The organism is Vibrio sp. St2 (genome assembly GCF_947311885.1).
Taxonomy (GTDB): domain Bacteria; phylum Pseudomonadota; class Gammaproteobacteria; order Enterobacterales; family Vibrionaceae; genus Vibrio; species Vibrio coralliilyticus.
Map to the genome: position 1 here is coordinate 394,070 of NZ_CAMZNA010000002.1, position 23,144 is coordinate 417,213.

The 23,144-nt window shown below is 46.4% G+C and carries 21 protein-coding genes; 15 read left to right on the top strand and 6 right to left on the bottom strand.

Annotated features, from left to right (window positions below; genetic code table 11):
• Positions 1-9: 9 nt before the first annotated feature.
• Both QMA41_RS08265 and QMA41_RS08270 read left to right on the top strand, forming a co-directional pair.
• Positions 10-390 (top strand): hypothetical protein, encoded by a 381-nt coding sequence (locus QMA41_RS08265; protein WP_006961363.1) that lies wholly within the window; start codon positions 10-12, stop codon positions 388-390.
• A gap of 17 nt (positions 391-407) precedes the next feature.
• The gene (locus QMA41_RS08270) at positions 408-1,808 is read left to right on the top strand and encodes a class II fumarate hydratase (RefSeq protein ID WP_198561991.1); all 1,401 of its coding nucleotides are present in this window, start codon (positions 408-410) and stop codon (positions 1,806-1,808) included.
• A gap of 37 nt (positions 1,809-1,845) precedes the next feature.
• On the opposite strand, the gene QMA41_RS08275 is transcribed toward QMA41_RS08270, so the two are convergent.
• Both QMA41_RS08275 and QMA41_RS08280 read right to left on the bottom strand, forming a co-directional pair.
• Positions 1,846-1,995 carry a hypothetical protein gene (locus QMA41_RS08275; protein WP_021456993.1) on the bottom strand — a complete coding sequence of 50 codons (150 nt, stop codon included), beginning with the start codon at positions 1,993-1,995 and terminating at the stop codon, positions 1,846-1,848.
• Between the two features lie 89 nt (positions 1,996-2,084).
• Positions 2,085-2,435: a hypothetical protein gene (locus QMA41_RS08280; protein ID WP_021456992.1), complete on the bottom strand. Its 351-nt coding sequence runs from the start codon at positions 2,433-2,435 to the stop codon at positions 2,085-2,087.
• A gap of 184 nt (positions 2,436-2,619) precedes the next feature.
• Here QMA41_RS08280 and QMA41_RS08285 point away from each other — a divergent pair, with 184 nt between their 5' ends.
• From QMA41_RS08285 to QMA41_RS08295, 3 genes are read left to right on the top strand one after another with little or no spacing between them, the layout of a single operon-like run.
• On the top strand, positions 2,620-3,570 hold the full coding sequence (locus QMA41_RS08285) for an HlyD family efflux transporter periplasmic adaptor subunit (protein WP_281629352.1): 951 nt from the start codon (positions 2,620-2,622) through the stop codon (positions 3,568-3,570).
• A 5-nt stretch (positions 3,571-3,575) separates the two neighbouring features.
• Complete coding sequence (locus tag QMA41_RS08290; protein ID WP_281629353.1) at positions 3,576-4,499, top strand: ABC transporter ATP-binding protein; 924 nt, start codon at positions 3,576-3,578, stop codon at positions 4,497-4,499.
• Complete coding sequence (locus QMA41_RS08295) at positions 4,496-5,596, top strand: ABC transporter permease (protein WP_281629354.1); 1,101 nt, start codon at positions 4,496-4,498, stop codon at positions 5,594-5,596. The genes QMA41_RS08290 and QMA41_RS08295 overlap by 4 nt, the downstream gene beginning before the upstream one ends.
• 37 nt (positions 5,597-5,633) lie before the next feature.
• Here the strand turns inward: QMA41_RS08295 and QMA41_RS08300 are convergent, their stop codons facing one another.
• A complete protein-coding gene (locus QMA41_RS08300) occupies positions 5,634-6,002 on the bottom strand; it encodes a glyoxalase (protein WP_040121828.1) in 369 nt (122 codons plus the stop codon).
• Between the two features lie 79 nt (positions 6,003-6,081).
• The gene (locus tag QMA41_RS08305) at positions 6,082-7,014 is read right to left on the bottom strand and encodes an endonuclease/exonuclease/phosphatase family protein (RefSeq protein WP_006961371.1); all 933 of its coding nucleotides are present in this window, start codon (positions 7,012-7,014) and stop codon (positions 6,082-6,084) included.
• Between the two features lie 269 nt (positions 7,015-7,283).
• On the opposite strand from QMA41_RS08305, the gene QMA41_RS08310 reads away from it, so the two are divergent.
• The 3 genes from QMA41_RS08310 to QMA41_RS08320 all read left to right on the top strand — a co-directional run bounded on the left by QMA41_RS08310 (position 7,284) and on the right by QMA41_RS08320 (position 10,891).
• Complete coding sequence (locus QMA41_RS08310) at positions 7,284-9,224, top strand: ATP-binding protein (protein WP_171339524.1); 1,941 nt, start codon at positions 7,284-7,286, stop codon at positions 9,222-9,224.
• 149 nt (positions 9,225-9,373) lie between these two features.
• Complete coding sequence (locus QMA41_RS08315; protein ID WP_171339525.1) at positions 9,374-10,147, top strand: transporter substrate-binding domain-containing protein; 774 nt, start codon at positions 9,374-9,376, stop codon at positions 10,145-10,147.
• Positions 10,148-10,231: 84 nt separating this feature from the next.
• Entirely contained in the window at positions 10,232-10,891 is a 660-nt protein-coding gene (locus tag QMA41_RS08320; protein WP_281629355.1) for an HAD family hydrolase, read from the top strand.
• 34 nt (positions 10,892-10,925) lie between these two features.
• On the opposite strand, the gene QMA41_RS08325 is transcribed toward QMA41_RS08320, so the two are convergent.
• Positions 10,926-11,414, bottom strand: coding sequence for a GNAT family N-acetyltransferase (locus tag QMA41_RS08325; protein WP_006961375.1), 489 nt, complete (start codon positions 11,412-11,414; stop codon positions 10,926-10,928).
• 176 nt (positions 11,415-11,590) lie between these two features.
• Between QMA41_RS08325 and QMA41_RS08330 the strand changes: the two genes are divergently transcribed.
• The 4 genes from QMA41_RS08330 to QMA41_RS08345 all read left to right on the top strand — a co-directional run bounded on the left by QMA41_RS08330 (position 11,591) and on the right by QMA41_RS08345 (position 16,799).
• Positions 11,591-12,979, top strand: coding sequence for a DUF3404 domain-containing protein (locus QMA41_RS08330; RefSeq protein ID WP_281629726.1), 1,389 nt, complete (start codon positions 11,591-11,593; stop codon positions 12,977-12,979).
• Positions 12,976-13,626 carry a response regulator transcription factor gene (locus QMA41_RS08335; RefSeq protein WP_281629356.1) on the top strand — a complete coding sequence of 217 codons (651 nt, stop codon included), beginning with the start codon at positions 12,976-12,978 and terminating at the stop codon, positions 13,624-13,626. Before QMA41_RS08330 ends, QMA41_RS08335 begins: the two co-directional genes overlap by 4 nt.
• Positions 13,623-14,432 (top strand): DUF2861 family protein, encoded by an 810-nt coding sequence (locus tag QMA41_RS08340; RefSeq protein ID WP_281629357.1) that lies wholly within the window; start codon positions 13,623-13,625, stop codon positions 14,430-14,432. The genes QMA41_RS08335 and QMA41_RS08340 overlap by 4 nt, the downstream gene beginning before the upstream one ends.
• A 93-nt stretch (positions 14,433-14,525) precedes the next feature.
• Complete coding sequence (locus QMA41_RS08345; protein WP_281629358.1) at positions 14,526-16,799, top strand: glycoside hydrolase; 2,274 nt, start codon at positions 14,526-14,528, stop codon at positions 16,797-16,799.
• A gap of 27 nt (positions 16,800-16,826) precedes the next feature.
• Here QMA41_RS08345 and QMA41_RS08350 read toward each other — a convergent pair whose 3' ends face one another.
• Entirely contained in the window at positions 16,827-17,555 is a 729-nt protein-coding gene (locus tag QMA41_RS08350) for an alpha/beta fold hydrolase (RefSeq protein WP_172844781.1), read from the bottom strand.
• Between the two features lie 488 nt (positions 17,556-18,043).
• On the opposite strand from QMA41_RS08350, the gene QMA41_RS08355 reads away from it, so the two are divergent.
• Genes QMA41_RS08355 through QMA41_RS08365 form a run of 3 tightly spaced genes read left to right on the top strand, consistent with a single transcriptional unit; the run spans position 18,044 to position 23,113 of the window.
• Positions 18,044-18,694, top strand: a complete 651-nt coding sequence (locus tag QMA41_RS08355) for a TetR/AcrR family transcriptional regulator (protein WP_006961381.1) — start codon at positions 18,044-18,046, stop codon at positions 18,692-18,694.
• A gap of 4 nt (positions 18,695-18,698) precedes the next feature.
• Positions 18,699-20,015: an HlyD family secretion protein gene (locus QMA41_RS08360; protein WP_281629359.1), complete on the top strand. Its 1,317-nt coding sequence runs from the start codon at positions 18,699-18,701 to the stop codon at positions 20,013-20,015.
• Positions 20,012-23,113 (top strand): efflux RND transporter permease subunit, encoded by a 3,102-nt coding sequence (locus QMA41_RS08365; protein ID WP_281629360.1) that lies wholly within the window; start codon positions 20,012-20,014, stop codon positions 23,111-23,113. Before QMA41_RS08360 ends, QMA41_RS08365 begins: the two co-directional genes overlap by 4 nt.
• The last annotated feature ends 31 nt before the right edge of the window (positions 23,114-23,144 follow it).

The window sequence follows — 23,144 nt, forward strand, 5'->3', positions numbered from 1 at the left end:
GAGGTCAGTATGGATAGCCAGAAACCGCTTTATAATGCTTTCTTTAAAGCACAAGACAGATTTGTTGAACGTTACACACCCTGTGGGTTCGAGCCCGATATCATTCACGATTACATTCATTGGGCGATGACCTTGTCTTCGTTCTATGAACAAGGTACCGAGAATGAGAACCCACTGCTGTGTGAACTTTACCTACGTCAGGTTTATTTTCATTTGATTGAAGCCATTCAGGATCCAGTGAGAAGTCGCACGTTCCGACGGGTCTGCCTCGACGCTATTCATACTCCCCTACTATGCTTAAAGCGCTACTACTACCAGTGGGAAGATGGCGACATTAAGTTTTTAAACCTACAACAACAATTGCAGCGCATCCAGACGCCGCACGATTAAATTCAAAAGGATCATCAATGACTCAATCTTCTGCCCCACAGACATTCCGTGTTGAAAAAGACAGCATGGGAGAAGTGAAAGTACCCACGAACGCTCTGTATCAAGCGCAAACACAACGCGCAGTCGACAACTTTCATTTCAGCAAACATACGATGCCAACCGCGTTTATTCAGGCGCTGGCATACGTGAAGCAAACAGCCGCTTTAACGAATGCTCAACTGGGTCTGATGGAGGGTGATATTGCGAATGCGATAGCCGACGCAGCGCAAACCATTATTGATGGTCAGCACTTAGAGCACTTCCCGATTGACGTTTTCCAGACGGGCTCTGGCACCAGCTCGAACATGAATGCTAATGAAGTGATTGCGACTTTAGCCAGTGATATTCTGGGCGGTGACGTGAACCCTAACGACCATGTCAATATGGGTCAAAGCAGCAACGACGTTGTTCCAACAGCGATTCAGGTCAGCGCAGCACTAACAGTCGAAAAACAGCTTATCCCAGCGTTAAATCATTTTATTGAGACGCTAAAGAGTAAGCGTAATGAAATCGGTCATGTTGTGAAAACAGGCAGAACGCACCTAATGGACGCCATGCCAATCACATTTGATCAAGAGCTTGGCGGTTGGCAATTCCAGCTTGAACAAGCGAAGCAAGGAATTGAACAAAGCCTGATTGGCGTTAAAGCTCTGGCCCAAGGTGGGACCGCTGTGGGCACAGGCATCAATGCTGACCCAAGATTTGCTAAAGCCTTTGCAGATAACCTCTCTCAGGCAACTCGCTTACAGTTCACTTCTAGCGAAAACTTCTTCTACAACCTAAGCAGTCAGGATGCCTTGGTCGCTCTTTCTGGTCAGCTCAAAACCGCTGCCGTAGCCATCATGAAAATCTCGAACGATCTGCGCTGGATGAATTCCGGCCCACTTGCTGGCTTGGGTGAGATTGAACTTCAAGGCCTACAGCCAGGCTCTTCTATTATGCCGGGCAAAGTAAACCCAGTGATCCCAGAGGCCGCAGCCATGGCAGCCGCACAAGTCATCGGCAACGACACCACCATCACCGTAGGCGGCCAATCTGGCAACTTCCAGCTTAACGTCATGCTGCCTGTGATCGCTCACAATGTACTGGAAAGCATCGAACTGTTAGCCAACAGCGCAATTGCTCTGGCAGACAAAGCGGTCGCGACCTTCAATGTCCGTGAAGACAACCTTCAAGTCGCATTAGCGAAAAACCCGATACTGGTGACGGCGCTCAACCCTGTTATTGGCTATTTGAAAGCAGCTGAAGTGGCTAAGAAAGCATACAAACAAGGACGTGCCATTATTGACGTGGCAGAAGAAGAGACGGACCTTGATCGCGCTACGCTAGAGCGTTTGCTAGATCCGGCGAAGCTGACTCAAGGTGGTGTTGCAGAATAAACCCGATAGCACACATCCTTGTGCTGTGTGCTCTGGTTTAGATCCAAGCCAGAGTAATAAGCAAAAATGGGACAGCAATCATTGATGCCATTTTTGCCAGTGACAACATCTCGCGAAGTACAATTTCACGCTTAGGTGATACCGTGTACTTCGCCTGATGCGCCACTATCGCTTGGGCATTGTTCATAATTCCTCAAACATGCACTTATGTTAGTGGAGGCGCAATTCTAAAGCCTTATCTGAGGGACCACAATGCCTATAGCCGTCAGAGTTCGGTTAAAACACCATCACATGATCCACCATGATCTTCCCTTCACGATAAACCAAGACCATTTCCGCGACATAATCTCCTTCAACTCGACTGAAACCTTGCCTCCAGACAAAAGCGGCTGAGTCAGGGCGCTTGAACAGTGCCACCTGAGTACGGTCAGTGAACACGCCTTTTAGTGACTGATACTGTTTCACGACACGCTCGAAATAATCGGGCTTTACGATATCGCGCAAGCGCGGGGTAAAATCCTGCACATGTTTCGCATGATTTATCTCCGTCGATGCCTGCATTAAATTATCCATGAGTGGATTGGCTAGGTCCCAAAGAGCTTGCTCACTCATTTGCTCAAAGTCCATTTCGACCTCTGTAGTAACTGTATGAAGGGAAAGAAGAAACCATGATAAATTAATCACTAGATTAATTTTGTATGAATTAAGTTTCTGTATCTATAGTTAATCGAGAATATATCCTATTTACACAGTCAATGGTATCGCTCCGCTTAGCGACACCTTCCCTTAACTTGCTGATTTGGAGTACTTTATGAAACGGTTCTTGATCGGATCTGTTCTGATTTCGCTGTTAACGGCCTGTACACAAGATGACTCATCCCAAGCACTTGGTACATTGGAGAGAGACCGTGTCACCTTCACTGCTACAGCCAACGAAATCATCCTTGCGTTACCCGCGACAGAAGGCTCACAAGTAAAGCAAGGCGAAGTGTTGGTGCAGCTTGATACCACCAGCCAAGAAGCGGTACTCGCACGTGCCGTTGCTGAACAATCCAAAGCAGAAGCTTACCTACTCAAACTGACCAATGGTGAACGCCCAGAAGACATCGCGGCTTCCCAAGCTCGCGTTAAACGTGCTGAAGCTCAATTAACTGAAGCTCAGAAGAATTACACCCGAAAAGCGGAGCTGGTTGAAAAGCGGCTGATCAGCCAATCAGAAGAGGACACGGCACTTGCCGCACGCGACTCCGCGAAAGCCGAACTGGACTCAGCCAAAGAAGAGTTTAGCAAGCTGACAGCTGGTTCACGCCTTGAAGATATCGAACAAGCGAAAGCCGAGCTCGCGGCTTCTGTTGCTGATGTGACTCTCCAGCAACAGAAGCTTAGCGAGCTCACCATTACCGCAACCCGTGATGGGGTATTGGATAACTTACCTTACAATTTGGGCGAACGTGTTCCCGTCAATGGCGTGGTCGCCGTCATACAGGCTAGTCGCGTGCCGTATGCGCGTGTTTATGTGCCAGCTAACCATCGCGTTGATTTTGTACCGGGGAAGTCAGTTTCGGTTACTGTAGACGGCGTTGAAAATCCAATCTCTGGGACAGTTCGTTGGGTTGCCAGCGAGCCCTCATTTACACCCTATTATGCGCTCACCGAAGACGAGCGTTCTCGCTTGATGTATCTGGCGGAAGTTGACCTTGAGTCCTCGGCACAGCGACTACCATCTGGCATCCCGGCACAAATCGACTTGTCTGGAGAGTAGTGCCAATGGAATATGCGATTAAAGCAGAGAATGTAGTAAAGAGGTTTGGAGATTTCACCGCCATCGACGACATCACGCTCAATGTACCCAAGGGCAGTATTTACGGCTTTCTTGGACCTAACGGCTGTGGGAAGTCCACCACCATCCGTGTGCTGACGGGTTTGCTAAGCCCAAGTGAAGGTGACGTCGATGTATTGGGGTTAGAAATACCACGCCAATCTGAACTTCTGCGCCTCAAAATTGGCTACATGACGCAAAAGTTTTCTCTCTACGACGATTTAACCGTAGAGGAAAACTTAGAGTTTATCGGTCAAATATTTGGTATGGGGTCCAAACACCTCAAGCGACGTATCAATGAACAACTGAAAACCTATGGCTTAGACCAGCGACGAAAACAACGTGTCGGTGGAATGAGTGGGGGCCAGAAACAACGCCTTTCTCTTGCTGCCGCTACTATGCACCAACCTGAACTCTTGTTTCTTGACGAACCGACTTCAGCCGTTGACCCAGAAAACCGCCGCGAATTCTGGGAACAGCTTTTTGATCTGTCTGACCAAGGCACTACGATTCTGGTTACGACTCACTACATGGATGAAGCGGAACGTTGCCACAGACTAGCCATCATGGAGGCAGGAAGAATTCGTGCTGACGGCGAGCCAGAACAGTTAATGGCCGATATGGGTGTCAATATTGTCGAAGTCAAAGCAGACAATTTGCGGGCACTGAAGGAATCCCTTCTTTTCAGAGAGGAAGTGCGCTCTGCCGCACAATTAGGAATTCGCCTGCGGGTTTTAATTCATCAACATATCCAAGACCCGATTGCATGGTTGCGCGAGCAGTTTCCTGAACTCATCGAAGCGGAAATGAATCTAGCCAGACCGAGCCTAGAAGATGTGTTTGTCACTGTCACAGGAGAAGGAAGACAATGATCCAGTCTATCGCTCGCATGAAGGCGATCATGTTTAAAGAAATCCGTCAGCTTTCCCGTGATCGCATCACCTTTGGCATGGTCGTGATGATTCCCCTGATTCAGCTGCTGCTATTCGGTTTTGCGATAAACACCGACGTACGCAATATTCCTATCGGTGTTGTAGACCAAAGTCAGAGTACCGCCGGACGTGTCATCACGGAATCGGTCAAGGTCACTCAGGTGGTTGACGTCAAAGCCACTTACCCAACCGCGGAACAGGCAGAACAAGCGATTCAGAACGGTGAAATACGTGCGGCTCTAATCATTCCGTCTGACCTGACGCAACGAATGACCCAAGATCGTGTGCTAGGGCAATGGGTGGTTGATGGTTCCGATACCATGATCAGTTCTGCGATTCTGGCACTGCAGAATATGCCATTAACGGACTTTGATTTTGATATCCGCCCTGAACAACAAAAGACCTTTGAAGTTGCTTTATTCTACAACCCAAGTCGTCGTTCTGCGGTGAATATCGTACCGGGTCTACTTGGTGTCATTCTGACAATGACGATGATTCTGTTTACCAGCGCAGCGATTGTAAGAGAACGAGAACGTGGCAATCTGGAACTGTTAATCACTACACCCATCCACTCTTTCGAATTGATGGTCGCTAAAATCGTCCCATATATTTTTGTCGGCCTGATTCAGGTGTTCATTATTCTGGGATTAGGTCACTTCATCTTTGATGTCCCGATTAACGGAGCCATTAGCCAGATCCTTCTAGGAACGCTGTTGTTTATCTCCGCAAGCCTTACTCTTGGCTTGGTGATCTCGACCATAGCGTCAACACAGCTACAGGCCATGCAGATGACCGTCTTTATCTTGCTGCCGTCGATACTATTGTCTGGCTTTATGTTCCCGTATGAAGCGATGCCTATTGCGGCTCAATGGATTTCTGAAGCTTTACCCGCCACACACTTTATGCGCTTAATTCGCGGTATTGTACTACGGGGCTCTGATCTAAGCGGTATGTGGCACGACACATTATGGCTGGCCTGCTTTACTGTGATTGGTCTATTGATCGCCTCAACGAGGTTCAAGAAGTCGTTGGATTAAAGGAAAGCGCCCCTCGATGATGAGGGGCGTTTTTACATTAACGGATATTTTGCGCGATTCGCCATAGCACGCCAGAAGGATCGATCAGACAAAACTCCAACATGCCCCACGGTTGTTCAATCAGCTCTGTCACTTTGCACTCAAAGTCCTTTTCGACACTGGACGCCTTAACATGCTCCAACCAACCCATCGCATCCTCTACCAGTAAATGCATCATCGTGTTTTCTGCATGTTCAACTTGATAGTAGTTTTGCAGCAGGAAAGCGGTGTTATCTTTTCGCATGTAAGCAACGTCACCAAAGACTGAAGCAACCTCAAATCCCAACGCCTGATAAAATCGTTGCGAAATTTCAAAGTCTTTGCTGGGAATAAAGGATTTAATTTCCGTAATCGCCAGATTTGCCATAGTTACCATCCAAAGGCTGATTAAGTTATTTGGAGGGTAACCTAGCTAAAATCTTCACACAACAAGTTGAGAATAATAATCAATAACCAATCTCAGTTTTGACTAGAAAATGGTCTGAACCAGCAGGATTAGGTGAACTTTGGCGCTGACAGATCTTTCTGCCTGCATTCACAGATTGTAGCCACAAGTGGTCAATTGCGATCATGGAAACCGGCGGCGTATTGAACGCTTGAGACCAATTGGGCCAGCTTGCGACTGGGGCTTTCTGGAAAGTTGGAAACAGTTTGGCAAAACGTAAACTAGCGGAGGAGAGATTAAAGTCTCCCAATACCATAACTTCATCGCTGGGATAGATTTCTATCAGCGACTCAATGGTCCTAATTAGTGCATTTCGCCTGTACCACAACTCTTTAGTCCTTGGTGAAGTCGGATGCGCCACAATGAGCGTCATCGCGCTTTGATTGTGGGGATACCAGGTCCCACGAATAATATTTTGTTCATCCGGCGTCATAAACACCGACATATTTTTTAACGGAGAAACACTCAGAATCATCTGGCTTGAGGGATAACCCACACCTTTCTGGCCGCCATAGAAGTAGGGATAGATGTCACTGAGCATCTTCAGCCTTTCACCAATTTCTGGCGCGACTTCTTGCATCACAACTAAGTCTGCAGGCTTGGTAAGCAAGTAATTGATGAACGCATTTACATCAGGGTTCTCATAGTAGAGGTTGAACTGCACTACTGAGACAGAATTCGCACAGCGAGACACCAAATTTTGATTGGACTTTGGAGCCATCAAGGTAAACGCACCTGCCAGAACAATACATATTGCACTTGGTGCCCATTTTAATCTTAAGGCAAAAATCAGTGCGAAAACGATGTAGACGATTAAAAACAGACTTGGGTAAGCAACGATGTTTTCCACCCACCAAGTTGCTTCTTTTAAAGAGAGCCCTGCCCACAGCAATGCTGGGCTGTAAACGATCAACCAGATTTTCCAACGCCTCACTGTAAGTCCTTTTAAAGTGGAGCTTTATTTAAGTATGTACCATCTCTGGCTAAATATGGTTTTTTATTATTTCAATCAGTTTTCTAGACTGACGAAGTACTTTGAGACGAGTGTTAATGTATGCCTGAACTCACTCATCAATTTGACTGAAAAAACAAGATAAATGGAATAATCGTGAATGAGCTGACTGAATGTCCGGATATCGATTTTCCTAATGCCACAATTAATACTAGGCTATTAGTAAGCAATTACACACATAATAACTTGCTATGAATAAACAACGTCAACTTGGCATCGACAAGCAACTTGTCATTGTCACGCTCCTCGTGAGTCTCGTTCTCGCATTCGTTATGGCGGGAGTAAACTTCTACGTTGATTACCAAGCGGAGCAAAACAACTTAGATAAACAAATGCTTCAAATTGAAGACAGCTACGTCGCAAGCCTGCAAAACAGCCTGTGGATTGAAGACCAAAAGCAACTCACGACTCAAGCCTCAAGCATCTTCCAGTTGCCTGCAGTCGATCGATTAACCATCATCGACAGCAAAAGTACTCTTATAGAATTAGGTAACGAAATCACAGGTAAAAAGGTGATTAACGTCTGGGATTTAACCTACCAACTCGGCAACAAGAGCTTTACGCTCGGGCAATTAAGAATTGAAACCGATTTAGCTCCTGTCTATCACGCATTGTGGCAAAAGTTCTTATTTCTGCTGGTGATGACCTTGATACAGACCTTACTCATTGTTTCCTGCTTATTATGGCTAACAATGAAACTGATCTTAAAACCCATTTCTCACCTTTCATCTGCAATGGCTGATTTCCATACCAGCCCGACTCCCGACAAACTGGTGATGCCAAAGCGATTGTTCCACGATGAGATCAGCCATCTGACAGACAAATACAATCAATGTGCAGAGCAGCTACGAGTCAATTACCAGCAAATCATCGAGTCAAAAGAAAAGGCAGAAATCGCTAATGTTAAGAAAAGTGAATTCCTAGCCAACATGAGCCACGAAATTCGCACCCCAATGAATGGGATCGTCGGCGTCGCTGAACTACTTAAAGAAACCAAGCCGAATGAAGTTCAGCGCAACTACGTCGATATTTTGCTGACGTCGTCCCATACCTTGCTCGATATTATCAATGACATCCTCGATTTTTCGAAAATAGAAGCCGGCCACTTCGAATTGGATCCTACCAAGTTTGACCTCAAATCACTTATCCAACAGCAAGCCAACGAATATAGCATCCGCGCCAAACAACAAGAGCTGTTCTTCGACTGCAATATAGACCCAGCTGTACCTCAGGAAATAGAGGCTGATTCTGTCAGGCTGAAGCAGGTCATCAATAACTTGATCGGCAACGCCCTTAAGTTCACCCATCGTGGATATGTTGAGCTCAACATCAAGCTGTTGGAAAACGAGACAGGCAACCAACTTCAGTTTGAAGTCAAAGATACGGGGATTGGTATCGCCAAAGACAAACTCGACTCAATCTTTGACAAGTTTCAACAAGCCGATGGCAGCACAGCCCGACAATACGGAGGAACGGGGTTGGGGCTGGCGATAAGCCAAAAAATCGTTGAGTTGATGGGTGGTAAGCTCCAGGTGACCAGTGAAGTTGATCTTGGCAGCAGCTTTTATTTTTCTATCCCAATAGATACTCCATCAACGGCTATTGGGGGTATTGTTCAATCGTCACCAAATCTGGTTGAGTTTCCAGCTTCTTCTGGTACCCAGATGAAGAAGTTGTCTCCGAAATACAAAACTGGCCTCAAAGTGCTGGTTGTTGAAGATACTCGAGTAAACCAACAAGTGATTCAAGTCATGCTTAATTTGCTTGGTTTGGAGGTAGATATAGCGAATAACGGTGTCGAAGCTTTGGAATATTGTCAGCAGAATGAGGTGGACGCCATCTTGATGGACTGTCATATGCCTGTCATGGATGGTTACGAAGCAACACAGAAAATTCGTCAGCTCGAAGGTTGGGCGGCCTATGTTCCTATAATTGCTGTCACAGCTAACGTGATCAAGGAGGATCGTGAGCGTTGTTTTGAAATCGGTATGAATGGTTTTCTCTCTAAACCGGTTAAGCCTAAAGAAATAGAAGAAGCACTAATTGATTACGTCCCAGCTTATCAGAGTGCACAGAACAGAGCCAAAGTCGCCAATGGCAATAGTTTGGACACACCAAGCTCGCGCTCTTAGTATGAGAGCTAAAACCTTGAAGCACCTAGAGGGGCCATACGAAAGGATGAGATAGAAGCATTCACAAATAGTTAATCTTCATGAGTCAGACTACTTATTAATCGAATTATCATCTAAATTTGAAGGTAGATGTGATCAAGGGACGAGCTATGAGTAGGATTTTTGCGATAATTTTGTTGTTCGTGTGCTCACCCTTATCTGTCGCCCAAAATAGTGACAAAGTCGTAAAATTGGTTGTCGGTGATTGGGAACCTTATACCAGCAGCCTTAATAACCCAAATTATAAAATTGCCGAAGACCTGGTCATCGCTGCTTACCAAACGCAAGGCTATAGTGTCACTATCGACTATCATCCTTGGAGCAGAGCTTACCGTTACGTTGAGTCAGGCAAATATGACGGAACATTCCCTTGGTTTAAGAACGATGAACGACAATCCCTTTTCATCTTCTCAGAATCCCTGTTCACACAAAAAATTGTCTTTTTCTACCATGTCGACAGCAACTTTGATTGGCAAAAATCTTTGGATTTAAACAACTACCATATTGGTGCCACACAAGCCTATGAAGTGACCCGCTTGCTCCAGTCTCAGGGCGTAAAAGTCGAGGTTGCCAATGAGGACCAAAGTAATTTTATTAAACTAGGGAAACAACGCATAGACGCTTACCCAGCGGCGGTTGAACGTGGTTACTACATGATGGGCACGATACTTTCTGCGATACAGATAAATAAGATCCGGATTCACCCTAAGCCAATAATGGAAAAAGACATGTACACTATGTTCTCTAAGCATGATCATGAGCGTAGTGCACGCCTTAGTGAAGCACTCAGTTTAGGCATCCAACAATTGATTCAATCGGGTGAATACCAAAAGATCATCAGTGTAGAAAATCAAATTTCTGTCTCTGATCCATCCGACTTATAGAAAGCGCTCTGAGTGAAAATAAACTGTCATAATTAGTCGTTACCCTGCCTTGCGAACACAACCTACATCACTGAGAGACGCTCCATGACCAAACCTTTGTACGTATTCGATCTAGATGAAACATTAATCAAAGCAGACAGTGCGATGATTTGGAATGAGTTTTTAGTCGAGAAAGGTATTGTCGATGATGCAAGTTTCCTCACAGAAGATCAGCGACTGATGGCATTGTATTCTCAGGGAAAGCTAGACATGGATGACTACCTTAAGTTTGCCATGGCCCCTATTACTCACCTCTCTTTAGGAGAAGTTGAGAAGCTGGTCAACGAATGCGTTGATAAATGGATTGCCCCAAAGCAATTTCAACAATCTATCCCGCTGTTAGAACAGCTCAATAAGCAAGGCGTCGATACATTAATTATCTCCGCTACCGTGAGCTTTATTGTCGAAGCCGTGGCACGGCATCTGGGCGTTGAGCAATCCATGGGGATCGAATTGGTCACCGAGGACGATCGCTACACGGCAAAAGTGTCCGGTGTTCCAAGCTATCGAGAGGGTAAGGTGACTAGACTAGAACAGTGGCTCAGTGCCAGAGACGAAGCCTATACAGAGATCCACTTTTACACTGATTCAATCAATGACCTGCCGTTATGTGAGCGCGCTGACTACGCCTACTTGGTCAACCCTTGCCCTCGATTAAAAGCCATCGCTGATCGTCCAAACTGGACCATTCTACATTGGGACTGATAATGTCAATTTAGGCGGTTGCACCGCCTTCAATTCAGGGTGTATACCTCAGCCCAAGCATGGTGCACCCGTCTTCGTAGTAACGACCCGTGATTACTTCAAACCCATAAGCACCGTAATAGTCTTTCAAATGTTCCTGCGATGAAATGAAAATAGAGCTGCTAGTATGTATCTCCCTCAGCGTATCAAAGCTCAATTTCATCAGTTCATGACCAATCTGACGGCCACGATGACTTATCGCAACGATCACTCGCCCGATACATACATCATTGGCGCTGGTATCAATCAGTTCTAACACTTCTTCCGGGTAACCTAGGCCCTGCGGCATCAATCGGCTATACGCAACCAGCTTTCCGTCTTCATAACCCATAACATGTCGCGTTTCAGGGTGAGTATCTTTTCCATCTAAGTCACTGTAGGGCGATTGTTGTTCAACAATAAAGATATCAACTCGTAGACGCAGAAAATCATACAGTTCATTCACGGATAATTCGGCAAACCTCTTTACTCGCCACTCTAACATTGCATTTCTCCTTACATTTGTGGAAGCCAAATTAATATTCACCTCATCAATAATCATTAACCTTTGTTAAGCTAGGCGACAAAACTTCTCAACCGACTAATGTTGACATACAGGTTACAAAGCAAGCCCAAAAGCCGCTAAAATCACAGTGAACCCTATATTTAATGAGTAAATTGATGCCTTTAGGTAAGTTGGCTGCGTGCTTTTTGTTTCTGTTTCCTCTAGCCGCACAAGCGCAGAGTCTCCAAGAAAATTGGCAATCGCTTTATCAGCAAAGTTGGCAGGCTACCGAACTCAAAGTCACACAGCAGCAGCTCAGCCAGTACCCTGCTGAATTACTCAAACAGCAGGCTCGCTACCCAGATTTCAAACAATACAACTGGCAAGAGATCGAGCAGGTTTATCGAGTGTCTCAAACCTGTCAGAAAAATGAGCAGCACAACGCTAACCTTAATGATGCCATCGAGTTTGAACTGGCAATGTGCAATGATCAGTTGCTCACCGATGATTGGTTTCAGGCGCACACGCTGTTGCACCCAGCTGGCGGGAGCTTTGCAGACCGCTACCTGGATCATCAACCTAACTACCAACCTAGCCATACGGTACGTCGCTACTTAACCATCGATAATCCTCAGCACCCTTTGCATGCGGCATTATCCACTCTGTCCAATGAAGGGCGTGAAGCCCTGCTGAACGGATACCGTGCATGGATGGAAAAAGACACGCTATGGCTAAGTGGAGAGCAAGGTTGGAAAGCCGTGACCGCTGAAACGTGGCAGCCTGTTGCAAAGAGACTGGACATCACGCTATCAGGCCCAAATTGCACCTTCCGCTACAGCAACCTTTGCATCAGTGAGGTTGCTGAGAACGTGCTCGCATTACGTTTATTTGTCGCAGGTTTGTCGATTTTGATTCTCTTTATGACGGTCAAAACCCTGTACACGAGACGCCAGCAAAGCCGTGAGAAACGCTTCATATTACAGTTGTTGACCCATGAACTGCGCACACCGATCACCAGCCTAGGCCTAACCGTGGAAATGTTCCGCAGTCAGTTTGATCGCTTACCAAACGACACTCAAGACGCCGTGTGGCGACTAATGTCTGATCACCAACGGCTTTCTCAACTGACTGAAAACAGTAAGATCTACCTCAGCACACAGCGTTCTCAACAATTGCTCAAACAAACGGCTTCTCTGGATGATTGGCTAGAACATACCTGTGAGAAGCACGCCCTTAGCTACCAGCTCAATCAAGATAGAGAACTCACTTTACCCTTTTACTGGTTGTCGATTTGTTTAGACAATTTGATTAAAAATGCCAAACAGCACGGGCATGGCAAGATTGAAATTCGTGCCACTCTCACCCATGAGCTCGTCATTGAAGTGACCGATCAAGGCGACTTTCCTTCCGCCATGGCTCAATTTTTCACTAAGTTCCAAGGGAAAACAAACCATGAAAACATGGGAATAGGCTTGAGCATTGTCGAGCATTTAATGAAACTCATGGGAGGTAAGTTGATTGTACGACGCCGCCCCACTCGCTGTATTTTGGAGCTACCGCTATGAAGAGCTTATTGCTGATCGAAGATGACAAACTACTTGGACAGGGATTAGTTTCTCTATTTGAATCCAATGGCTACCAATGCGTCTGGGTACAAGAAACCAGAAAAGTAGAACAACTCTGGTTTAAAGCGGATTTGGTTATCCTTGATCGACAACTGAGCGATGGAGACAGCCTGAAACATTTACCACACTGGCTGCTTCTCAAGGCCGTACCTGTCATTATCCTGACAGCCAAAATCGACACCGAGCAAAAAGTGGAAGGCCTGATGGCTGGTGCCAAAGATTACGTTACTAAGCCATTTTCCCATGCTGAATTGCTTGCCAGAGTAGTGAGTCAGCTGAGGCCCTTAGGCGCGAGCTCTCTCTGTTATGGCGGAATTGAACTCCATCTAGCGAAACGTGAAGCCATGTTCAACGATCAACTTGTCACGTTAAAACCCAAGGAGTTTCAGTTACTGGTGCTGTTGATTCAAAATCAGGGAAGAGTGTTCCACCGTGATGAACTGCTCAACAAAGTATGGGGCTATCAAGCCTTCCCGAGTACGAGAACGATAGACAACCATATTTTGCGACTGAGGCAAAAGCTCCCGGTCCTTAACATCGAAACACATCGAGGGGTAGGCTATCGTCTCAGTGAGGAGGCGCTATGAAACGTGGACTTTTGAGTATATTGGCCTGTCTCATCTTTCCGCTATCCGCTCACGCTAGTTGGTTTGAAGACACGCCACTTGCGCGCACTTATCAAGCGCTGCTTAACAATCAGCCTCAATTGGCCTGGCAGGAATTACATCTGGCCCTTAACCAGCAAGATATCGAACGTCAATATTGGTTACCGGTCAAACAAGAGATTTTGAACCAGTCTCAGTGTGGTCAGCAACTTATAGCTAACTCTTCACCGCTGCCCGCAGATCTGAGCGTCAGCTTTGTACGCCGTTCAGGCCTGTCTTCACAAGGTTTTCAAATCAAAATTTCGGCTGAAAGCACTCAGAATGACTTAACGATTGAGCTGATTGACCCGTCAGCCAAGCGCCTGTTAAGCGGCAAACTGTCTCAACAACGTGACTATCAGGAAATTGAAACCGACGAGTTGCTGATCGAACCCGTCTCCGGCCTGTATCAGCTCAAGTTAGGGAACACTCTTTACCCTTTGCTAGTGGCCATGCCAGAGAATCAAAATTGGATCCGCCTAGACAATTCGATGCAACAGATACATCTAACCCTTCCAGTAGCCGAAAGCAGCTGCACCAAGCCCACTGCTACGTGGCAATGGTTTGACAGCCAATATTTGATGCTGGGAATGAGAAAACCGATTTCGTCAATTGTTGCTCCTGTTCCTCGCTCAACGCAGATCCCTGACGGCGCCAAACACCTGAGTGCCACCGTGTCTGTGTTTGAATACCAACAAGGCTTAAAGATTGAGTACATTCAACGTATAGCCATTCCTTTTGCTCCCTAAATCCACGAATGGCTACGAATAGAGACAATTGGGTGACAATCATTTAAGCCGCCTCAGCTGTAATGGGCTCCTCAGTTTTTCAAGGAATTCATCATGCTTTTTCAAGCCAGTTCTTTAACGCGATATGCTGCATTGCCTTTGTTGGTATTAGCAACCAGTGCTCAAGCTCAATCCATCGCTCTTAGTGACAAAAACAATCAGATTTCTATTTCACCGCAGGATTTAGAAATTAGCTGGAATGATCTCATTGTTAACAGCCAAGCGATGAAAGTGAATCAACATACTCAGGTAGCTTCTGATGTGGTATCAGTTTCAAAAACAGAAGCCCGCTGGACGCTTCAGCCAAGTGGTATTCGTGTATCGACAAAGCTAGCTAAGGAGGCGTTAACAATAAGATTCGCCGCTCCGAGTAAGCCAGCAATTAAACGTAACCAGCCGCTCACGTTAAGCTGGTTTGATTTGCCTCAGGAGCGAACCAAAACACTCTTCCTTCCTTTCAGTGAAGGTATGCGCATCCCGACAGACAATCAAGTATGGGCAGATTATCTGGCCGAAGAGCACTCTGGTTCTAATACCACCCAAGGCCTCAAGATGCCCTTCTGGACAGCACAACAAGACAATCGCTACATCAGCTATCAGTTACTAAATGCCACTAACAACACGCTAAACTTCTCGAATACTCACCCCAAAATTGACATGTTGGCGGAGCATCAATTCACTCCTCTCAATCAACACCAAGATTTTACTGTTCAGATCAAGCTTGGTAATGATTGGATGGATGGAGCCAAAGCGTACAGGCAATGGCGCATTGATCATAATCAGTCAACGTCACTCGCAGAAAGAATGAAGCACACCCCTCAGCTAAAGCAACTGATTGGGGCAAACCAAGTGTATCTGTTTGGTAAGGATTTGCTGAGCACCGAAGATGTCACCAACTGGTGGGGACTGAAGCAGTGGTATTTTGAGCAGGCAGACCTGACTATTCCTCCACAAGCACTCAAAGAGATTCAACCACTGAAAAAAGGTAAGGACTGGCTAAGTCGCTACCACAAACAGTTGCTGGTTGATTCGCTCAATGATTCGCTACACCTGAAATTTCCTTCACCGGCACCGACACTCAGCAACAATGCGATTGCAGCTCAATATCACGCTGCCCAGCAGCAAAAGCTGTGGCTGAAAGAAAATGCGGCGTATTATCTGCTCAAACCTGAGCGCTGGGGGCAAGCATTATCAACAGATATGTTGACCAACTTAAAACAAGCTGGGCTCACCAAACTCTGGCTCGGTTTTGATAACTGGATGCCGGCGTTTTATCAACCAAACGTCGTGGACGACGCTAAGCAAGCGGGCTATCTGGTCGCCACTTACGACTCTTACAACACTGCCATTCCTCTAGGGCTTAATGACGGATGGCTGACGGCTCAGTTACCCGAACCAATGAGACAACATTGCTCAATAGAGCTTGCTAATGGAGAAAAGAAAAAAGGCTTCCGAGGCAACGGTTACTACCTTAACCCAAACTGCGAACTGGATTACGTAAAACAGCGAGTGCTGGATATCGTCAAATATGGTCGCTTCAACAGCCTATTTCTCGACGTCGATGCCACCGCGATGGCAAGAGAAGATTACAGCGATGGCAGTAGCGAGAACGATATGCTTGAAGCCTTTAACCAACGCATGGACTGGATAGCGAAACAAGACGGCCTCGTACTGGGGTCAGAAGATGGCAACAGCCTGACAACCCGAGGCATCGCGTTTGCTCATGGTCTTGAAACTGTCGGCTTTGGCTGGACAGACAACGAAATGAAAAACGATGCTCGTTCACCGTATTTTCTGGGCCGCTGGTATCCAGACCACAAACCGGACTTTTTCTTTAAACAGGCAAAAGTAAAAGAACCCTATAAAACCCTGCTCTTCGCTCCGCAATATCGAGTACCTCTGTACCAGATTGTTTTCCACGACGAAGTGATCAACAGTCATCATTGGCACAGTGACAGCCTCAAGTTTAGTAATGTGCAGGCAGAACGCGATTTGATCTCAATGCTCTACAACACGCCTCCAATGGTACACCTGACACGAGATGAAGCGAGATCTCCTGATAGCCCAAGACTCAAAGCACTGGCTCATTATCAGCAAGGTTATACCCCCATGCATGAACAGCTTTGGGATAAACAGCTTACCGAGTTCAAATGGCTCGACAAGTCTGGGTTGGTGCAGCAAACGACGTTCAGCGATGGAAGTACGATCACCGCCAATTTCAGCTCGAAACCGATCACCTACGCTAACATTACGCTCCCGGCTCAGTCTGTACTGGCACAACTCAGTACTGATCGAAATATCAAGTGGCAGGCCAATCCAAATCAATGACAACAGAGCGGCGAATACCGCTTTTATCTAGTGGAGAAAATGCCCGGTTTGAAGGTAGCTGATCGTTTGTTTCGCGACCTCGGCATCATAGCGCATCGCAGTGTGACTCACGTCTAAGGTGATAAAATCTGCCATATTGCTTACTTTCGCTGACTCAACAGACACCAGCCCATCGTTGAGTGAATGGAAAAGTTCGGCTGTTCCCGATGATTCTGAAGTACCAGCGATCACTCCAACTGGATAATAAGGAGGTGGCAATCTCTGCCCAAGGGATTGCTCTCCCGTTGTCAGCGACTGGCTGACTTCTCCCGCAATCGACATCAGAAAATGCCCTTTCATGCTGTCAGCCACTTCGCTACCTTTGTTCGGTGTGCCAAGCAGCACAACTTTACCGAGTCGCTTATCTTGCGCCAGTTGTTCATCGTTTGCTAGATATGAGCGAATCGCCAAGCCGCCAAGTGAATGACCGACAAAGTGAACGGTGGAGTAACCTGATACACATTGATCAATCTGGGAGGTGGTTTCTTCTTTCCACTTCTGTAGAGACTGACCAATGGAAGAATAATTGAGACGACACACCGCATACCCTGCGTCAGCAAGACTGTTTTTCAGGCCTCGCATCGCGAAGTCACTGCGACCTAAACCATGAGCGACAACAACAAGTGGCGTATCAGGCGAATACATTGGTGTGGAAGTACAGCCCAACAATAGGCTGGTGAGTATGAATAGAGTCGTCAGTTTAGGTTTGATGTTCATAAGAAATCTCTGATTCAGGGCAGCCTATGAATTATATTTCCCCTTACTCGTATCCGAGATTCATTTAACGCCATTGTGCATTCACATCACGCCATTCTAGCTGCAATCTGTCGCACGAATTTTTCATAAATGGAATTTATAATTTCATATTTATCATTTAAATTAAATTTACATTAATGTTACTTTAAACGGCGTTGGTTACACTGATACAAAGTCATTCTAAAGACCACGAATACTTTATAACAGTTTGGATACGGAAATTAGACCAACAATCTCCAAACTAAAAAATTTAAATTGTTGCCCTTGTTTGCCCGTACAGTCTGCCCACTGTGCGGGTATTTTCTTTCAACCCCACTCTAAAAACTCTACTCTGTTCACAATATTGCTTTAATTAATCATTTGATTAAATAGTGTTGAATTTTTCACATATCGGATACAAATACACCAATCTATAATTAATCAAACGTTTAATATTAGAGGCAGTATTCGTGGCTGATTCTCCCCGTAAAGCAGGCAGGCCGAGCAAAGACATCGATGCTCGGACTCAACTCATTGAACACGCCAGAGATCTCTTCACCGTAATGGCTTATGACAAAGTGTCGACCCGGTTAGTTGCTAAACGTGCGGGCGTGAATGTCGCTATGATTCGCTACTACTTCGGTAGCAAAGAAGGGCTGTTTGAAACCATGCTTCGAGAAACGCTCGAACCAATGAAGCAACAGCTCAAAACACTGGCTGCGGATAGCAATCAGAAGAACTTCCTCGACCTAATGCGCACCTATTATCGTGAAATGGTCAAAATACCCCAGTTTCCTCGGCTGGTCGCGCAAGTCATGAACATGCCACCGTCTGAAACACAACGAAAGCTATTGGAGAAAGTCTTTGACGACATTGGAAAACCGATGCAGCACGTCATCTTCGATCAACTGGCTGATAGTGGTGTACTACGTAAAGACGTTGACCCGACCTTATGCCGCGTTTCCTACGTTAGCTTAATGGTTTTTCCCTTTATTGCTCCGCAAGCCCTACTCAATATCCACGGCATTGAACTCAATGAAGAGTTCTTGAACCGCTTGTTCGAGCACAATATCAAACTTATGACGCAAGGTTTTCTGCAACCTTCACACACAACGGAATGACGTTATGAAACTCAATCGAAAGCTGCTCTTTTTCCCGGCACTTGCTGTCGGAATACTCATCTTAGTTCTCGCGGTTAAAATGAAGCCTGAGTTACCCGTCAAACCTGCTGGTGACCGAGCCCGACTGGTTGAAACTATGTCACTCGAACTAAAATCGGTTGCCCCCATCGCCATCGGATTTGGCAAAGTGGCACCGAAGCTAGAATGGAAGGCAATTGCGGAAGTGACAGGCAAAGTGGTTTATCGCCACCCCCAGCTCAACAAAGGGCAAGTGTTAAGAGCGGGAACGGAAATTCTCAGAATTGACCCACTCGATTATGAACTCAAACTTGTGCAGGCTCAGGCTGACCTTAAATCTTCTCAAACCTCTTTAGCCAAACTGACACTCGAAGAAGAAAACCTTAAGCAGACATTAAAGATTGAAACCAATCGTCTGAACATTGCTAACAAAGAGCTGGAACGCAAACAGAACCTGAGAAAGAAAGGGCTAACCTCTCAATCTGATGTCGACCAGCAAAAGCAGAGTGCGCTGTCACAGCGCAAATTAGTCCTCGACATCGACAATCAGATAGGCCTAATGCCAGATGAAAAACGAGTCGCGGAAGCACTGGTTAAAGTCAATGCCTCTAAAGTTGAAGAAGCACAGCGAGCACTGGAGAAAACCATTATTACGCTTCCATACGATCTCAGAATTGCTGATATAGAAATTGAGCAGAATCAGGTCGTGAACCTTCAACAAACCATGGTTACAGCGCACGGCATTGAAGTAATGGAAGTGGAAGCACAACTCTCGATCCACGATATGCACACCTTGGCGTCGAGCCTTGGTGAGTTCGGTCGTGATTCTGATGGGATTCCACAGCCTGACACCATTTTCATTGGTGCAACCATTGAACTGAACAGCGGTAATCTTAATGCAAGCTGGCCCGCGCGAGTGGCACGTATCAGCGAAACCGTTGACCCAAATCAGGCCACCGTCGGCGTCATCCTCGAAGTGCAGCAGGATTACCGTAACCTTAACCCAACGTCTGTCCCACCTTTAGTTAACGGTATGTTTGTCAGAGCTAAAATTGAAGGTCAGGAAAACCCAAGCTGGGTCATACCAGAACGCGCACTGCATGGCGACCGAATTTACATCAAAGGTCAAGACAACAAGCTGCAGATACGCACAGTGGAAGTGCTTTATCGCCGCGACAATAACGTCATTATCGACGGCAATCTGGAGCAAGGCGAAAAACTGATCATTAACGATCTGCTGCCTGCGATTGAAGGTATGCTGCTTAAGGAAGAGAACCGTGACGCAGAGGGGGCTGAATCATGACTCGATTCTTTGCTAAACACCCGACAGCCGCCAATCTGTTAATGCTGACGTTGCTGATTTTAGGTATCACTTCACTGCCTAATATTAAACGCGAAACCTTCCCCGAGTTTGATCCGCCTTACATTATGGCTGGGGTTACCTATCCAGGCGCTTCACCACAAGAAGTTGAGGAAAGCATCTGTGTACGATTAGAAGATGCCGTTGACGGCTTGGCCAACATTGAAGAAACCCAATGTGAAGCCATCGAAGGCTCTGCTCGTCTCATCTTAAAGCTAAATGAAAAAGCAGACATCGGCCGTATGCTAGTCGATGTTCAGACTCAAATTAACGCCATTAACGACTTTCCTCAGGAGATTGAATCTCCCGTGGTTCAGGAACTGGACTGGAATGAGCCTGTTGTTGATGTTGCGATTACCGCGGATACCACTTGGCCAGAACTGAAAGCCTATGCAGAGCAGCTTAAAAGAACGTTAAAGCTAGATTATGACGTCTCTCTAGTAGAAGTAGCGGGCTTCTCTGATCATCAATTTCGTGTGGAGCTGGATAATCAGGCTATACGACAGCTTGGTTTGAGTGTCGGCGACATTGCCGAACAGATTGGTCGCCAGAACGTCAAACTTCCGAGTGGTAATGTCGAAACACCAGATAAGAACTTTCTGATCCGTTTTGACGAAAGAAGAGTCACCCCACAAGAACTCGAATCCATTGTTGTAGGTTCCGGCCCGAATGGCTCGCTCATTCGTCTACGCGATATTGCGACCATTACCGATCGCTTTGAATTGGACGAACAAAAGGTGCTGTTTGACGGACACCCTTCCGCGCTGCTTAAAGTGAGCAAAAACAAAGAAGATGACGCATTGAGGATCAAAGAGCGTGTTGCTCAGTTTGTTGAAGACCAACAAGCAATAGCACCAGACGGCGTTAAGCTTGAGCTGACCAATGATTTGTCGTCGGTACTTTGGGATCGACTGACCATGATGGTCAAAAACGGTTGGCAAGGGATCATCTTGGTGTTTGCAACCATGTGGCTGTTCTTTAGCCTGCGCTATTCATTCTGGGTGGCAGCGGGATTACCTGTTGCATTTCTCGGTGGTTTGTTCCTCATGGCTCAATTGGGCCTATCCATCAATATCATGTCACTTGTCGGTCTGCTCATGGCCATCGGTATTATGATGGACGATGCGATTGTGATTGCAGAATCTATCGCTGCGCATCTGGATAGAGGAGAAAAGGTCGACGATGCAGTGACCAATGGCGTGAAAAAAGTTCTACCGGGTGTAATTTCGTCTTTCCTTACCACTGTGTGTATTTTTGGTAGCCTGCTGTTCTTACAAGGGGAGATGGGCGCCGTACTTAAAGCCGTACCGCAGGTATTGATCCTGGTACTGACACTCAGTCTTGTCGAAGCATTTCTGATCTTACCTAACCACCTTTCGCACTCATTACACAAAGAGAAAAAGGAAAAGCCACCAGCAAAATTCAAACAGAAATTGCTCGATGGATTTGAAAACTTCCGGAATACCAAATTGGTCAGTGCGGTTGAGAAAGTCGTAGAATACCGTTACGCCTTTATTGGTGGTGTCTTTGCGTTACTTCTGATTTCTGCTGCTACGTTAGCGGGCGGGTTACTCAAATTTCAGCCTTTTCCTGAGCTTGATGGGGATATTGCTGAAGCACGAATCATTCTTCCTCCCGGCTCTTCCCTTTCTCAGACTGAAGCGGTGGTCGATAAGATCGTCGCCTCAGCCCGAAAGCTGGACAAAGAATGGAGTGAGAAAGTCGAAAATGGCACCCCTTTAGTTCAACACATCACTAGCCAGTTCAACGCCAACGCGGACGCCAATGAGTCTGGGCCTCACATCGCCACTGTGCGCTTAGATTTACTCGGTGCTGAAAGCCGAAACACATTGATTGAGGAGTTCATTGCAGCTTGGCGTGAAGACGTCGGCGAGCTCGCTGATCCAATATCTTTGGTCTACAAACAACCAACAATGGGACCTGGCGGGCGTGCCATTGAGATCCGTGCTAAGCATGATGATCTCGACGCGCTTAAAGCCGCTTCTATCGAAATTCAGCAATATCTCAATGAGTTTGATGGCGTGCACGGAGTGTTGGATGACATGCGAATGGGCAAAGAGGAAGTGTTAGTCAAACTTCGCCCCGGTGCCGAAACCTATGGCGTTAACGGCCAGCTCATCGCCAATCAGTTACGCGCTGCCTTTTTTGGCCAAACGGCAGACGAAATTCAAGTAGGTGTGGAGAACATTTCGATCGAAGTGCGTTTGGACAAAGTCCAAGCTGGGGATCTACAACAATTGGCCAACTTCCCCATCATTTTATCTGATGGCAGCCAGATCCCGCTGGCCACTATCGCTACTCTGGATTTCCAACGTAACTATGTGCGAATCCAACGTATTGATGGGCTGCGTACCATCAGCGTATTCGGTGATATTGATAACACCAAAGCCAATTCCACAGCCATCATCGCCCAATTCCAAAAAGACGAAGCGCCTAAGTTGATGCAGAAATATCCGGGACTACGCTTCGATTTTGAAGGCGAAGCAAAAGACACCGCAGAAACGGGCGCTTCAATGGGTAAAGGCTTCTTACTTGGGCTATTTGGTGTGTTCGCCATCCTTAGTTACCAGTTCCGAAGCTACCTCGAACCATTCGTGGTGATGTTAGCCATTCCATTGGCGTTTGTTGGTGTCGTCTGGGGGCACATCCTGCTCGGTCACTCACTCAGCATGCCTAGTTTAATGGGCTTTGTTTCCCTTGCAGGGATTGTCGTCAATGATTCCATTCTACTGGTTCAGTACATCCGACATCATGTGGACGAAGGCGACAATGTTCATGACTCCGTTGTCAAAGCAAGCCGGGAACGTTTCAGGGCCGTCTTCCTCACCTCTATGACCACAGCCGCGGGCTTACTGCCCCTATTAACTGAAACCAGCTTGCAAGCGCAAGTTATCCAGCCATTAGTGATTTCAATTGTGTTTGGTATCTTCGCTTCAACTCTACTGGTTCTGTTTATGATCCCTGCCGCGTACGCTATCCTCGCCGATTTTGGCGTAGTGCGTAAGCATGAGGAGATTTAACAACCTCTATTAACAAGCAAGGGCTGTGAAG